At 63.8% G+C, this 14435-nt stretch carries 13 protein-coding genes and 2 tRNA genes; 9 read left to right on the forward strand and 6 right to left on the reverse strand.

Annotation, left to right across the window (positions count from 1 at the left end; genetic code table 11):
* Positions 1-15: 15 nt before the first annotated feature.
* The 3 genes from EAH73_RS18650 to EAH73_RS23190 all read right to left on the reverse strand — a co-directional run bounded on the left by EAH73_RS18650 (position 16) and on the right by EAH73_RS23190 (position 1894).
* Positions 16-1089 (reverse strand): lipocalin family protein, encoded by a 1074-nt coding sequence (locus tag EAH73_RS18650; RefSeq protein ID WP_140468940.1) that lies wholly within the window; start codon positions 1087-1089, stop codon positions 16-18.
* A gap of 155 nt (positions 1090-1244) precedes the next feature.
* Complete coding sequence (locus EAH73_RS23185; protein WP_161599604.1) at positions 1245-1508, reverse strand: carboxypeptidase-like regulatory domain-containing protein; 264 nt, start codon at positions 1506-1508, stop codon at positions 1245-1247.
* 125 nt (positions 1509-1633) lie between these two features.
* Positions 1634-1894, reverse strand: coding sequence for a hypothetical protein (locus EAH73_RS23190; protein WP_161599605.1), 261 nt, complete (start codon positions 1892-1894; stop codon positions 1634-1636).
* A gap of 160 nt (positions 1895-2054) precedes the next feature.
* Here EAH73_RS23190 and EAH73_RS23195 point away from each other — a divergent pair, with 160 nt between their 5' ends.
* From EAH73_RS23195 to EAH73_RS18670, 4 genes are all read left to right on the forward strand, one after another.
* On the forward strand, positions 2055-2576 hold the full coding sequence (locus EAH73_RS23195; protein ID WP_161599606.1) for a hypothetical protein: 522 nt from the start codon (positions 2055-2057) through the stop codon (positions 2574-2576).
* 81 nt (positions 2577-2657) lie between these two features.
* On the forward strand, positions 2658-4394 hold the full coding sequence (locus EAH73_RS18660; RefSeq protein WP_140468941.1) for an amino acid permease: 1737 nt from the start codon (positions 2658-2660) through the stop codon (positions 4392-4394).
* Positions 4395-4476: 82 nt separating this feature from the next.
* A complete protein-coding gene (locus EAH73_RS18665; protein ID WP_140468942.1) occupies positions 4477-6894 on the forward strand; it encodes a glycosyl hydrolase family 95 catalytic domain-containing protein in 2418 nt (805 codons plus the stop codon).
* 100 nt (positions 6895-6994) lie between these two features.
* Entirely contained in the window at positions 6995-7543 is a 549-nt protein-coding gene (locus EAH73_RS18670; protein ID WP_140468943.1) for a hypothetical protein, read from the forward strand.
* A gap of 59 nt (positions 7544-7602) precedes the next feature.
* On the opposite strand, the gene EAH73_RS18675 is transcribed toward EAH73_RS18670, so the two are convergent.
* A complete protein-coding gene (locus tag EAH73_RS18675) occupies positions 7603-8592 on the reverse strand; it encodes a DMT family transporter (protein WP_140468944.1) in 990 nt (329 codons plus the stop codon).
* A gap of 155 nt (positions 8593-8747) precedes the next feature.
* Between EAH73_RS18675 and hemA the strand changes: the two genes are divergently transcribed.
* Positions 8748-10025 (forward strand): glutamyl-tRNA reductase, encoded by a 1278-nt coding sequence (gene hemA, locus EAH73_RS18680; protein WP_140468945.1) that lies wholly within the window; start codon positions 8748-8750, stop codon positions 10023-10025.
* 84 nt (positions 10026-10109) lie between these two features.
* Here the strand turns inward: hemA and EAH73_RS18685 are convergent, their stop codons facing one another.
* Positions 10110-10430, reverse strand: coding sequence for an ArsR/SmtB family transcription factor (locus EAH73_RS18685; RefSeq protein WP_068237743.1), 321 nt, complete (start codon positions 10428-10430; stop codon positions 10110-10112).
* Positions 10431-10646: 216 nt separating this feature from the next.
* On the opposite strand from EAH73_RS18685, the gene EAH73_RS18690 reads away from it, so the two are divergent.
* Complete coding sequence (locus EAH73_RS18690; protein ID WP_140468946.1) at positions 10647-11753, forward strand: mechanosensitive ion channel family protein; 1107 nt, start codon at positions 10647-10649, stop codon at positions 11751-11753.
* A gap of 94 nt (positions 11754-11847) precedes the next feature.
* Here the strand turns inward: EAH73_RS18690 and EAH73_RS23925 are convergent, their stop codons facing one another.
* A complete protein-coding gene (locus tag EAH73_RS23925) occupies positions 11848-12726 on the reverse strand; it encodes a TerB family tellurite resistance protein (protein WP_140468947.1) in 879 nt (292 codons plus the stop codon).
* 244 nt (positions 12727-12970) lie between these two features.
* On the opposite strand from EAH73_RS23925, the gene EAH73_RS18700 reads away from it, so the two are divergent.
* The 3 genes from EAH73_RS18700 to EAH73_RS18710 all read left to right on the forward strand — a co-directional run bounded on the left by EAH73_RS18700 (position 12971) and on the right by EAH73_RS18710 (position 14430).
* Positions 12971-13045: transfer RNA gene (locus EAH73_RS18700), tRNA-Val, on the forward strand.
* A 44-nt stretch (positions 13046-13089) separates the two neighbouring features.
* Positions 13090-13167: transfer RNA gene (locus EAH73_RS18705), tRNA-Val, on the forward strand.
* 81 nt (positions 13168-13248) lie between these two features.
* Positions 13249-14430: a hypothetical protein gene (locus EAH73_RS18710; protein WP_140468948.1), complete on the forward strand. Its 1182-nt coding sequence runs from the start codon at positions 13249-13251 to the stop codon at positions 14428-14430.
* The last annotated feature ends 5 nt before the right edge of the window (positions 14431-14435 follow it).

Genomic DNA, 14435 nt, shown 5'->3' on the forward strand with positions numbered 1-14435 from the left:
ACGGCTAGATAAAAACTAGCGGTTCGTGATTTCTACGTAGGCTTTGCCCGTCACGGGCTGGCCGTTGTGGGTGCCGGTTACGCGGCACATGCCCTCCCAGTAGTACATGGTGAAGGCGTGAAAGAAGCGCAGGGCCAGCTCCTGGTTGGGCACCAGGGGCTCCACGGTGAGGTCGTAGCCCTGGCCGGGTACCTGCACGCGCCACTTGGCGGGGTACTTTTTCTTCGATTTTGGGCTGGTCCAGTACGTGAGGGGCGTGAGCTGGAAATCGGGCCCCGAGAGGTGCAGGTTGCGGCCGCCGTCAGCGCTGAAGGTGCCGTTGTTGAGGTTTTCGCCGGTAGCGTTATTGCGCAGCGTGTTCAGCATCAGCTCCTCGCGGGGCTGGTCGAGCTGGATGCTGAGCCAGTCCCAGCCAATGTCTTTGCTCACGATGGCCGTGCAGTTCCACTGCCGGTCGTACCACAGCTCGCCGGTTACCTGGTGGGTTTTGCCGCCCACCGTGAGGGTGCCGGTGGTGGCCAGGCGCGGGTACGAGTAGTAGCCAGCCACAATGCCCTTGCCGTAGTTCTCGTAGCCCGTGCCGCCGCCGTGCAGCACCGCGGGCCGGGTGGGCACGGTGCTCAGGTTGATGGCGTAGCCCGCGTTTTGCTTGCCCGTGAAGGCCGCTTGCAGCTGGTACTTGCCCTCCTGGCCGTCAAATTTCCAGACCTCATTTCCCTTGTGCTCGCGCAAGCGCACGGGCAGCGAGTCGGTGAGCAGGCGCGGCAGCTTGCCCAGCTTATAGTCGTAACGGAACTGCTGGCCTTTAGGGTCGGTCAGGGCCACGTTCACCATCTGGTAGTCGTCCTTGCCGTCCTTCAGGTTGAAGTGGAAAAACACGTACTCCACGCCAAACTGCTCGCCGGTGGCTTGGTCGGTGAGGTGGCCGGTGAGGTACCACCACTCCAGCGAGTTTTTGGGGTGCACGGCCTCCTCCTGGGGCAGCACGGCGCGGGTGGCGGTGGAGTTGAAGCGGGTAGTCGGGACGGGCTTAAAAGTGGAACACGCGGAAACCAGCAGTAAACCCAGGGCAAAAGTCAGAAATTTCATACCCTGCCAGAAGGCTTTTGGGCCCCGAAAAGTTTGGTCGAAACGGCTGTTTAGCTCCGGCGAAACGGCTGGGTGAGCCAGTATTTGCTCCAGTTGTAAAAGCGGCGCGGGTGCCAAGGCCACGAAGGCGGCGAGGTGAGCGTGGTTTCGCCTAGCTACACTGTATTGAGGGCAAGCGCGACCTCAACAACCGGTACTCCAGTTTTGGCAATAACCGCCATTTGTTTAGTTTCGAAACCAACAAAAGAAGCGGTTATAGTGAAGGAGGACTCTGCCTGTTCCTTCGGCACGGCCAATTGAAAGGTGCCGTCTGCTTTGGTTGAACACCAAATTTTTGTGTCTTTCAGCGAAACGGTAACGCTTGGTAGCCCCTCGTGGGTCGAGCCATCGGTTACCGTGCCTTCAACCAACACCTTCATTTGCAACTGACTGTTGTCCAGCTGAGCTGCTAATGGCGCCCCCGGTGGCCGTAGCTCCGTGGGCACTTGTGCCTGGGCCGCTGCGCCCACGCCTTCCCGCAGTCCCCACACCGCCACGGCTACCGCTAGCCAGGTGCGCCACCGGCTGGGGGCCCCACGGCCAGCGGCACAAGCGGCCGACTGAGCTGGTCGGCATAGAAGCGCCCGCAGGTGCGGCCCGTGGCCTGCTTTAGCATGGCCAGTATCTCGCCGTCGGTTTTCTGGGTGAAGTCCACCACCGTTTTCTGGCAGGCGGCGCAGTGGCGGCCGGGGCCCCGGGGCGTCATGGCGGCCCAGCTTTCGGCGCAGGGCGTGGGGATGTGAACGGTGGTGGGGCGGGGGGCCATATATAATGGAGTAGAAAGTGGTTGCTACCCTGATGCCGGACCCTGCCCGATTGCACACGGGGCCCCAGCAATTACCTGGCAACCCGCCCGGCCAGCCGCCCAAAACCTTGTACCTTAGGCAGCGTTGAATCGGTGTTGCCCGCCCTTGTCCCTGCTCGCTATGGCTCCTTCTTTCCGCATCGCGGCGCTTGCGCTGCTGCTCACGCCTTTCGCGGGCCATGCCCAATCGAGCGGACTCGGGCTGGAAGTGCCGGCTCCGGCGGCGCCCAGCAAGGGGCATTTTCTGGCGGGAGCCTACGCGGCGGGCGGCTACCTGCCGCTGAATACGCCCGCGACCTACGGCTATGGGGTGCAGCCCTACCTGCGCTACCAACTGGGCACGAGTGCCACCGGCCGGCCGCGCCCTTTTGTGCAATACACCTTCGCCCCGTACCAGCTGCAAGCCTACGGCGCGGGGGCCCCCTACGGCCCCGAGGGTGGCGCCCTGCCGGCCAATGCCGGGTTTGCGCCGCTGGCCCTGCGCAACGGGCCGTATAACAATAGTTATAACGGATATAACGGCTACGGGGGCGGCACGGGCACCGTGTCGGTGGGCGTGCCGGTGCGGATTGGCAACGGCTCGGCGGTGCTGAGCGTGGGTGGCAGCGTAGGCCGCAGCGTGCTCAACAGCTTCCTGCGCTGAGGCGGCGGCGGGGCCCCAGCAAACCATAAGCCGCCCGGCGGCCCTATCTTTTGCCCCTCAAACCCGCTCCGCTTGCCCTTCATGCCGTCCGATAACTCCCTTTTTCGCCGCAAAACCATCGCGGCCATCCTCCAAAACCCGCCCGCCGACCACGACGGGCCCGGCGGTGGCCTGGAGCGCCACCTCACCGTGCGCGACCTCACCGGGCTGGGCATTGCGGCCATCATCGGGGCCGGTATTTTCAGCACCATCGGCAAGGCCAGCCTCGACGGGGGCCCCGCCGTGTCGATGCTGTTCGTGTTCACGGCGGTGGCCTGCGCGTTTTCGGCGCTGTGCTACGCCCAGTTCGCGGCCACCATTCCCGTCAGCGGCTCGGCCTACACCTACGCCTACGCCTCGTTCGGCGAGCTGGCTGCCTGGATCATCGGCTGGGCCCTCATCATGGAGTACGCGGTGGGCAACATCGTGGTGGCCATTTCGTGGAGCGACTACTTCACGGGCCTGATGGACGGCATCGGCTGGCACATTCCGGCCTACCTCAGCACCGGGGCCCAGGGGGCCTACCAGGGCTACACCGCCGTAGTAAATATTATAGAAGCCCACCAGCCGCTGGCCCAGGCCACGGCGGCCCAGCTCGAAGGCTACAAAATCTGGAATTCGGCGCCGGTGCTGTTTGGCGACTGGCACTTGGTGGCCGACGTGCCGGCGTTCGGCATCACGGTGCTCATCACGGGGCTCGTCTACGTTGGTATTAAGGAGAGCAAGTACGCTTCCAACCTACTGGTGGTGTTGAAGTTGGTGGTGGTGGCGGTGGTTATTGCCGTGGGCGCCTTTTATATCAAGCCGGCCAACTGGCACCCGTTTGCGCCCCACGGGGTGGGCGGCGTGCTCAAGGGCGTGTCGGCGGTGTTTTTCGCCTACATCGGCTTCGACGCCATTTCCACCACGGCCGAGGAGTGCAAAAACCCCCAGCGCGACCTGCCCCGGGCCATGATGTACGCCCTCATCATTTGCACGGTGCTCTATGTGGTCATCACGCTGGTGCTCACCGGCATGGTGCCCTACACCGAACTGGGCGTGGGCGACCCGCTCTCGTTCGTGTTTGCCCGGGTGGGGCTGCCGCGCCTCTCGGGCCTGGTGGCCGTGAGCGCCGTGTTTGCTATGGCCTCGGTGTTGCTGGTGTTTCAGCTGGGGCAGCCGCGCATCTGGCTCACCATGGCCCGCGACGGCCTGCTGCCCACCGTGTTCACCCGCATCCACCCACGCTTCCACACGCCCTCGTTTGCCACCATCGTCACGGGCATCTTCGTGGGCGTGCCGGCCCTGATTTTGAACATGGACCTAGTGGTGGACCTCACCAGCATCGGCACCCTGTTCGCGTTTGCGCTGGTGTGCGGCGGCATCCTCATCATCGACCCCTACGGCCGCTCCGAGGCCCGCTTCACCGTGCCGTATATCAATGGCAAGTGGCTGGTATTCATTATTCTGCTTATTGGTGGGGCCCTGCTCTGGCGATACAACCAGGCCGAGGTGCGCACCTTCGCCCACATGGCTAGCTTCGGCGAAGGCTACGAGGGCTTCCGCCACCAGATTCCGATGCTCGTGTTCCTGCTGTTTTGCGGGGGTCTGGCGGTAGTATCGTTCCAGAAAAACCTCTCGCTGCTGCCCACCCTGGGCCTGCTCATCAACCTGTATTTGATGACGCAGCTTGGCATCAGCAACTGGGTGCTGTTCTTCGCCTGGCTGCTCATCGGGCTGGTGGTGTACTTCGGCTATGGCCACAAACACTCGCGGCTGAACCAAGCCGCTAACATTTAGGGACCCCGGCGAGGTGGGGGAGGCCGGTACTTTCTGCTACATTGCGGGCCCGGCCCGCTACTGCTCAGCTGCTTTTCCCTTTATGCGCTTCGTTCCGCTTTTCCTCTTGGCCGCCGGCTTCTTGCTGGGGCCCCCGCCCGCCCGCGCCCAGCAGCCCCAGAAACTGTGGTACCGGGCCCCCGCCGCCACCTGGACGGAGGCCCTGCCGGTGGGCAACGGCCGGCTCGGGGCCATGGTGTTTGGGCGGCCGGGCGAAGAGCTGCTCTCGCTCAACGAGAGCAGCCTGTGGTCGGGTGGGCCGGCCAATCTCAACCCCAACCCCACGGCAGCCAGCTACTTGCCCCAGGTGCGGGCGGCGCTTGCGCGCGAAGACTACCAGCAGGCCGAGGCCCTGTGCCGTCAGATGCAGGGCCTCTACACGGAGGCCTACATGCCACTGGGCGACGTGGCCATCAAGCAGTCCTTCGCCGGGGCCCCCACTGATTACTACCGCGACCTGGACCTGGCCGACGCCACGGCCCACACCCAGTTTACGGCGGGCGGCGTGCAGTACAGCCGCGAGGTGCTGGCCTCGGCCCCCGACCAAGTGATTGCGGTGCGGTTCCGAAGCAGCCGCAAGGGCGGGCTCACTTTCGACGTGTCGGCTAATAGCCAGCTGCGCTTTGCCGTGGCCCCGGCCGGGGCCGACGAGCTGGTGCTGCGCGGCCGGGCGCCCGCCCACGCCGACCCCAACTACGTGGATTACAACGCCCAGCCCGTGGTGTACGAGGCACCCGGCGGGTGCCGCGGCATGCGCTTCGAACTGCGCCTGAAGGCCAAGAGCCGGGGCGGCACCGTGGCCACCGACGCCGCCGGCCTGCACGTGCGCGGGGCCACCGAGGCGGTGCTCTACCTCTCGGCCGCCACCAGCTTCAACGGGTACGACAAGTGCCCCGACCGCGACGGCCAAGACGAGGACCGCCGGGCGGCTGGCTACCTGGCCCCGGCGTTTGCCCAGTCGTTTGAGGACCTGCGCCAGCGCCACGTGCGTGACTACCAGCAGTACTTCCGCCGCGTGCGCCTCGACCTGGGCCCCGACCCGGCGGGGGCCCCGCTCGCCACCCTCGAGCGCCTCAAGCGCTACGCCGACGGGGCCCCCGACCCCGCCCTTGAAGCCCTCTACTACCAGTACGGGCGCTATTTGCTGATTGCCTGCTCGCGGCCGGGCGGGCAGGCGGCCAACCTGCAGGGTATTTGGAACAACAGCGTGCGGCCCCCGTGGAGCAGCAACTACACCACCAACATCAACACGGAGATGAATTACTGGCCGGCCGAAACCGCCAACCTCTCCGAGCTGCACGAGCCCCTGCTAGCCCTCGTGCAGACGCTGGCTGTGACCGGGCGCGCCACGGCCCAGAACTTCTACGGAGCCAAGGGCTGGGCCGTGCACCACAACTCCGACATCTGGGCCACGAGCAACCCGGTGGGCGACCTGGGTAAGGGGCAGCCCATGTGGGCCAACTGGAACATGGGCAGCCCCTGGCTGAGCCAGCACCTGTGGGAGCACTACCGCTTTACCAACGACTCTAACTACCTGCGCACCGCGGCCTACCCGATGATGAAGGACGCCGCCCTGTTCTGCCTCGACTACCTGGTGGCCGACAAAAATGGTCTGCTGGTGACCATGCCCTCAACGTCGCCCGAGAACATCTTCATCACCGAAAAAGGCGAAAAGGGCAGTATCTCGGTGGCCTCCACGATGGACATGTCCATCATCCGCGACCTGTTCCGCAACACCATCGAGGCGTCGGAAGCGCTGGGCGTGGACGCCGATTTCCGCCAGCTGCTGGTGGCGCGGCAGGCCCAGCTGTTCCCGTTCCACATCGGCCGCAAGGGCAACCTCCAGGAGTGGTATAAAGACTGGGACGACGCCGAGCCCCACCACCGGCACGTGTCGCACCTGTTTGGGCTGTACCCGGGCCGGCAGATTTCGCCGCTCGGCACGCCCGACCTGGCCGCCGCCGCCCGCCGCACCCTGGAGCTGCGTGGCGACGAAGGCACCGGCTGGAGTTTGGCCTGGAAAATTAACTTCTGGGCCCGCCTGCACGACGGCGACCACGCCCACCTGTTGCTGCGCAACCTGCTGCACCTCACCGGCTTGGCAAACACCCAGTACAACACCGGCGGTGGCAGCTACCCCAACTTGTTCTGCGCCCACCCGCCGTTCCAGATCGACGGCAACTTCGGGGGCACCGCGGGCATCGGCGAAATGCTGCTCCAAAGCCAGGACGGGGCCCTCGACCTGCTGCCCGCCTTGCCTGCTGCCTGGCCCACTGGCCGCGTAACCGGCCTGCGCGCCCGCGGCGGCTTCGAGGTGGACCTGGCCTGGCAAAACGGCAAGCTGCTGGCCGCCACCGTGCGCAGCACCACCGGCACGGCCACCCGCGTGCGCTACGGCAGCAAAGAGGTAGCTGTGCAGCTCCGCCCGGGCCAGTCCCGTAAGCTGGGGTCCTCTTTGTAACCAGCTGTCCGCTAGACAATAACTTTACTGGGTTCGCGCTGGCCCCACGCTGCACTGCTGGGCCCCCAGAGCCTGCGCCTGCACTAAACCCGCCCGCCCTGTGGTTCAGACTAGCTTGCTCACCTTCCGCCTGCACGGCACCATCCCGGCCGCTGCCGCGCGCGAACTGCAAGCTGCCCGGGCCCAGCCCCTGCCCGCCGGCACCAGCCACCACCGGGCCCAAAAGCAGTTCTTCGCCCGCTTCGACGCCGTGCTCGACCGGGGCCCCAGCGGCCCGCGCTTCTTCGAAGACGAGAAAGTCGCCGAAGTGCTGGCCGGTGAAATCCTGATGCTGGCCGAAACTGGCTTCGTCGTGCACGGCTTCGCCATTTTGCCCAACCACGCCCACCTCGTGCTGCACCTGCCGGCCAGCAGCGGCCTATCCTTCGCCAAAGCCCTCGACCTACTCCACCTGCGCACCGGCACCGCCTGCCGCCACCTGCTGCGCCCCAAGCTGCCACCTGAGGCCGAGTTCTGGCAAACCGGCTGGCTCGAAGTGCCGCTGCTCGACGCCGCTGAGCTGGCCGGGGCCCTGGCCTACGTGCACAGCAACGCCCGGGCCGCGGGCCAGCCCGCCCGGTTCCAAGCCTGGCCTTACTTGAATGAGTGAGGAGGAAAACGGGTGCGTAAAAAACCCATAATTAATTTTTTACGCACCCGTTTTCCACCTCACCGCGCCCGGTGGATGATGAACACACCGGCTAAAATAATGGCCATGCCCGCCGCGTGCCACAGGTTGAACGCCTCGCCGTCGAGGGCCCCCAGGCCCAGCGCCACGATGGGGATAAGGTAGGTGCTGGACGAAGCAAACAGGGCCGTAGATTGCTGAAGAAGCTTGTTGAACAGCACCATAGCCACGGCCGTGCTCATGGTAGCCAGCAGGGCTATGTAGCCAAACGCCGCCCAGGCCCCCGGCACCACCGCCAGCTTTTGCACAAAAGCAGTGCCCAGCAGCAGGTAGGCCAGCGCCGGCCCCCCGATGAGCAGCAGCAGCACCGCCGTAACGGTAAGCGGCGGTAACCCGCTTAATTTATATTTTATCACGTTAACGCTCAAGCCATAGCCGGCCGTGGCCACCACAATATAAAGGCCGTACCAGGCATTGCTGGCCCCGGCCGGGGCCGTGGCCGCGCCGGCTCCGCCCAGGCCCATCAGCACCACCGTGCCCAGCAGGCCCAGTCCCACGCCCAGCGTACGGGCCCCCGTGAGACGCTGCCCAAATAGTAGGGCCCCCACCAGCAGCGCAAACACCGCCGTGAGGGCGTTGAGCACGCCCGCCAGCCCCGAGGCCAACCGCGTTTCGGCGTAGGCAAATAGAAAAGCCGGCAGCAGGGTGCCCACTACGCCGCTTAATGCCAGCCACTTGAAGCGGCTGCGCTCCACCCGCCCCACCTGGCGCACGGCAAACGGCAGCAGCAGCAGCGCCGCCACGCTCACGCGGCAGGCCCCCAGTTCCAGGGCCGAAAATACCACCAGCCCCTTCTTCATCAGGATGAACGACGTGCCCCAGATGGTGGCCAGCAGCAGCAGCAGGCCCCAGGCCGCGGCGGGTGCGGCCGGGGGCCCTGGGGCCGGGGGCGTCAGGGGTACTTCGGGGGCCGCGGCCACGGCGGGCGGTACGGAAACGGGGGCGGCCGCCAGCGGCGATGATATGGGCATAGTACAAATGTTCGGTTACCGTTCAACCAGAATATCCGGCGGTTCGCCCGGTAAATAAAGGCGTTGCCGGAGCCGAACCCAACGGGTAATTAAGCTGTTTTAATCTTCGTCAATCCAGCCGTAATTTTGTGGCCCGGTTCCCTCCCGGTTTCCCTATGTCCCACCCGTTTAAGGCCGTCAGCCTCTCGTTCAAAAAAGCCCCCCTCGCCATCCGCGAGCTGCTGGCCTTGGACGAGGCCGCCTGTCGCCGCTTCCTGAATACGCTGCGCCACGAGTTGGGCCTGTCCGACCTGCTTGTGCTCAGCACTTGCAACCGCACCGAAGTGTACTACGCCGCCGACGACGACCGCAGCCGCGACGTCATCCTCGCGCTGGGGGCCCTCAAGGGCCGGCCCGACGTTGGCAACTTCCTGCCGTACTTCGACTTGCTCACCTCGGCCGATGATGCCGTGCAGCATCTGTTCGACGTGGCCATGGGCCTCGACGCCCAGGTGGTGGGCGACTTGCAAATCAGCAACCAGGTAAAGATGGCCTACCAGTGGTCGGCCGACGGCGACGCCGCGGGGCCCTTCCTGCACCGCCTGCTGCACACCATCTTCTTCACCAACAAGCGTGTGCAAACCGAAACGCGCTTCCGCGACGGGGCCGCCTCGATGAGCTACGCCACCGTGGAGCTGGCCGAAGAGCTGACCGCCGACGTGGCCAACCCCCGCGTGCTGGTGGTGGGCCTGGGCGAAATTGGGGCCGATGTGTGCCGCCACTTGGCCGGCAGCAAGTCCTTCGCCAGCGTCACGCTCTGCAACCGCACCCGCAGCAAGGCCGATGCCCTGGCTGAGGAGTGTGGCGGCCTGAAGGTGGTCAACTTCGAGGACCTGACCGGGGCCCTGCGCGACGCCGACGTCATCGTTTCGTCCATCAACCGCAGCGAGCCCTTCTTCACCCCCGAACTGGTGCAGCACCTCGACGTGCTAAGCTTCAAGTTCTTCATCGACCTGAGCGTGCCCCGCAGCATTGCCCCCGACGTGGAACTGGTGCCCGGCGTGCTGGTCTACAACGTCGACACCATCCAGAGCAAGGCTTCCGCGGCCCTCGAAATGCGCCTGGCGTCTGTGCCCCAGGTGCGCGCCATCATCGCCGAGAGCATCGCAGGTATGCAGAGCTGGGCCAAGGAAATGCTGGTGTCGCCCATCATCCAGAAGGTAAAGGCCAGCCTGGAGCAGCTGCGCCTTGAAGAGCTGGACCGCTACCAGAAAAAGGCCACCCCCGCCGAAAGCAAGCTGCTCGACGAGGTGACCCGCTCGCTGATGCAGAAGGTGCTCAAGCAGCAGGTGCTGCACCTCAAAGCCGCCTGCCAGCGCGACGAAGCCGAGGCCGGCCAGCTCATGGAACTGCTCAGCAATTTCTTTGACCTCGAGCGCCAGCCAGTGGCCTAACCAGCCGTCCAAAAAATAATTTATAAAACGCAAAAAGGCCGCCCTAAAGGCGGCCTTTTTGCGTGGAAAAGTAGCGTGGTAGCGCTAAACCTTGCCCGAGTAATCCTCCAGCGTATCGATAACTTTCAGCAGCTGGGGCACGGCCAGCGAGTAGTAAATCTTGGTGCCCACCTTGGTCGATTTTAGCACGCCCCGGTCTTTAAGGGTGATGAGGTGCTGCGAAGCAATGGCCTGCGGCAGGTCCAGGGCTTGATAGATGTCGGTGACGGACAGCTGGTTGTCTTTGCCTTTGCCTTTGCCAAGCAGGTCGACGATGGCTAGGCGCTTGGGATGAGAAAGTACTTTTAGCATGGCCGCGGCGCGGTCCAGTTGCTGCGCTTCAACGCGCGAAAGAAGAGGTTTCATGCAGTAATTTAAAGAGCCTAGTTATTCCACAAATCTAGAATAAGCTTAATACAATATCTTCCGCCAGATGGTTCGGCCGTGGGCGGGTATAACATTTGGGCCCGGGGCCGCTGGGGGCCCCGGCCGGGCGGGCGGGCCTCGGCTCAAGACCAACAGGTCAGCGTTTAGGCCGTACTAGAACTGAGCAGTAACTTATTATTTTATCTTAAAAAAAGTATGGAAATACCCCCCTTCCTGCACCGCGAGGTGTTTGGTAACGAACTGATCGACTACGTGTGGGCCCTGGTGGTGCTAATACTGGGCGCGGGCCTGAACCGCTTGCTCTCGCGCTTGGTCAGCGCCGCGCTCTTCCGTCTCACCAAGCGCTACACGGCCGGCGTGAGCGAAACGGAGCTGCACGACCTGCTCATCCAACCCCTGAGCATCCTGCTGTTTTTGGTGACGTTTTACATCGCTTTTGGCCTTATTCGCTACCCGCTGCCGCTCAAGGGCGTGCCCAGCGTCGACCCCTGGCCCAAGGTGGCGCTGCTGGGCCTGTTCCACTTGGGCGTGATTGCGGCCGTGGTGTGGGGCATCACGCGGCTTGTCGATTTTGCGCTGCTGGTGGTGCAACGCCGCGCTCAGCTAAAGGCCGTGGGCGTCAACCGCCTCGACAGCCAGTTCTTGCCTTTTGCCAAAGATTTGCTTAAGGTATTCGTGGGAGTCATTGGGCTACTAGTGGCCCTGGGCCAAGTATTTGGCGTGAACGTGACGGCTCTGGTTGGGGGTCTGGGCATTGGGGGCCTAGCCGTGGCCTTTGCCGCTAAGGAAAGCCTGGAAAATTTGCTTGCCTCCATCACCATCTTCCTCGACCAGCCCTTTGGCGTAGGCGACCTCGTGACGGCCGGTAATGTGAGCGGTACGGTGGAGAAGATCGGCTTCCGTAGCACTCGCTTGCGCACGGCCGAAAAAAGCTACCTCACCGTGCCCAATAAAAGCATGATTGATAAGCCGTTGGATAACCTCTCGCTGCGCACCGCGCGCCGGGTGGGCTTCACGCTCGTGTTCGACCAGCGCACCACCAGCGCCCAGCTCCACGCCATTATCGACGGTTCCATCGCCGCAATGCAGGCGCATCCGCTCGTGACGAAGGAGGTACAGATGAAATTCAACGCCCTCACGCCCGAGGGCAAGGAGGTGACCGTGCAATACTTCATCGAAACCAGCAACTACGACGAATACCTCGATACCAAGGAAGACCTCAACTACCGCCTCGTGGAAGTGGTGGAAAAGGAAGGCGGCCTGTTTGCCAGCACCACTACCACTACCCTTATCAAACCCTAGGGCCCCCAACCAACAAAAAGCGGCCGCTCCCTAGGGAGCGGCCGCTTTTGCGCTTTATTAAAGTGTGTAGTAGGCCCCAGGGCCCCTGGGGGCCTTAGCGGTTGCCGCCGAAGATGCCGCTGAGCAAGCCGCCCATGCCGCCGCTAAGTAGGCCGCCGAGGCCACTGCCGCCCGCGCTGGCCGGCTGCGAATTAGGCCGGCCGCCCAGCCCGCCCAGTACCGACATCATCGAGCCGAGCCCGCCGCCGCCGATGGCCGAGCCCTGGCTGTTGCCCTGGCCGCCGCCCATTACGCTGCCCAGCAGGCCGCCGAGCATGCCGCCCATGCCGCCCTGGGTTGCCCCGCCGAGCAGGCCGCCCATGCTGCCGCCCATCACGCTGCTCAACAGGCCACCGCCCGACGACTGATTGCTGTTGTTATTGCTGCTCCCGCCGCCCATGCGCGAGATGACCATAGGGGCCACCACGCCGAGCAGGCCCGCCATTAGGGCCCCTTTGGGAATGCCCACGCCGGAGAGTTTGTCGCCAATCTTGTCGAAAAAACCCTCTTTGGCCGGGTCTTGCGGGTCATGCGCCACGGTGTTGGCCTGGTCCACCACCGTTTCCAGGGTTTGCTTCTGGTCGGCGCTGATGCCCAGGTAAGAGGCCATTTTGCTCACCATCGCCTCTTCGTCGTTGGAGTAGGCCCCGTCGGCGCGGGCAAAGCTGATGAGGTCGGTGATGAGCGAAAAGCGCAAATCGCTATTTTTCAGCACGTCCAGGTTCTGCTGGATGGTTTGGTTGTTGGAGGCCGATGCGGCGGCCAGTACTTGCTGGGCCGCGCCGTCCGACAGGCCGGCCTGCTGGGCCAGGGCCTGCAAAAATTCGGTTTCGGGGCCCGAGGCCTGCCGGTCGGCAGTGGCCAGGCTGGCAATGGCGCTCAAATAGGCCGTTTTTTCGGCTTCCGAATAGTCTTTTAAGAGCTGCGTGTCCATGAGCGGTGAAAGGAAGGGAGTAGGCAAAATTGCCGGGTACTTTAACGCAAGCGGGCAGATTACGTTATTAGGGACCAGCACTCAGCGGGAGCGGGCGAAAAAACAGCAAAATTTATCTGACTGAAAATAAATTGATTGTCTGTTATTTTCGGCGATTTAGCCCAGAAATAGGGCCCCTGAAGGCCTGTGGTTTGGGCCGGGCAAAAAAAATCCCCCATCTTTGCAGTCCCAAACAAAAACACCCGGGAGATTAGCTCAGCTGGTTCAGAGCATCTGCCTTACAAGCAGAGGGTCACTGGTTCGAACCCAGTATCTCCCACTCCGGTCGCCTCGGCGGCCACCCCGCCCCCGGGCGGTTTTTCTGGGAGGTTAGCTCAGTTGGTTTAGAGCGCTTGCTTCACACGCCAGAGGTCGAAGGTTCGAATCCTTTACTTCCCACCAGTTTCTGAAACGCCCACTTGGCCCCCCGGCCGGGTGGGCGTTTTGCTTGGGGCCCCGGGCCCAGCTTTTACTTTTGCCCCAATGAGCTACACCCTGCACGAAGTTGATTCGCCGGCCCGGCACCAGCAGTTTCTGGCGGTGCCCGAGCGCCTGCACGGCCACCGCCCGCAGTACATCGGCCCGCTCTACAACGAGGTGGAGGCCGTGTTCGATCCCGCCAAAAACCCCAATCTGGCCACCGGCGAGGCCGTCCGTTGGGTGTTGCTCGACGCCGAGGGCATTGCCGTGGGCCGGGTGGCCGCCTTCCTCAACCGCGAGGCCGTGGACGTGAAAAATTCCGACCTGCCCACCGGCGGCCTGGGCTTTTTTGAGGCCCCCAACGACCCCGTGGCGGCCCGCCACCTCTTCGACGCGGGCCGCGCCTGGCTGGCGGCCCGCGGCATGCAGGCCATGGATGGCCCCATCAACTTCGGCGAGCGCGACCGGTTTTGGGGCGTGCTGATTGACGGGTTTGAGTGGGAGCCCAACTACGGCATGTTCTGGCACCCGCCTTACTACCAGCAACTATTTGAGGATTACGGATTTCAGGTATATTTTAAGCAATACACCTGCGCCCGCCCGGTGCTCACCAAGCTGCACCCCAGCTTTTACCAGCGCCTGGAGAAGTTTGAGGCCGACCCACACTACCGCTTCGACTACGGCCGCAAGGCCGACCCCGAAAAGCTGGCCCAAGACTTCCACCACGTGTACAACCTGGCCTGGGGCCGCCACGCGGGCGTGAAGCCCATGAACCTCGACCAGGCCCGCGACTTGGTTCGCGAAATGAAGCCGGTGCTCGACGAGCGCTTGCTGGCCTTCGCGTACTGCGACGACGAGCCGGTGGCCTTTTTCCTCAGCCTGCCCGAGCTGAACCAGATTTTTAAGCACGTGGGTCGCCGGTTGAACCTGCTGGGCAAGGTGCGCTTCCTGTGGCAGCAGTGGCGCTACGGCCGCAGCCGCGATAAGAAGATGCTCGGCATCATTTACGGCGTTGTGCCCGATCACCAGGGTACGGGCCTTGATTCGGCGCTAATTCTGGATGCGCAAAAGCGCTTCATATCAGGCGGGTACACTGATATTGAGATGAACTGGATCGGCGACTTCAACCCGCGGATGCTGGTGACCACGCGCTCCATCGGGGCCAAAATCCGCAAAACCCACGCCACCTACCGCTTCCTCTTCGACCGCGACCGGCCCTTCGAGCGCAGCCCGATTATCCGCTAAGGCAG

Origin of the sequence: Hymenobacter nivis, from assembly GCF_006439025.1 — a bacterium.
Taxonomy (GTDB): Bacteria; Bacteroidota; Bacteroidia; order Cytophagales; family Hymenobacteraceae; genus Hymenobacter; species Hymenobacter nivis_A.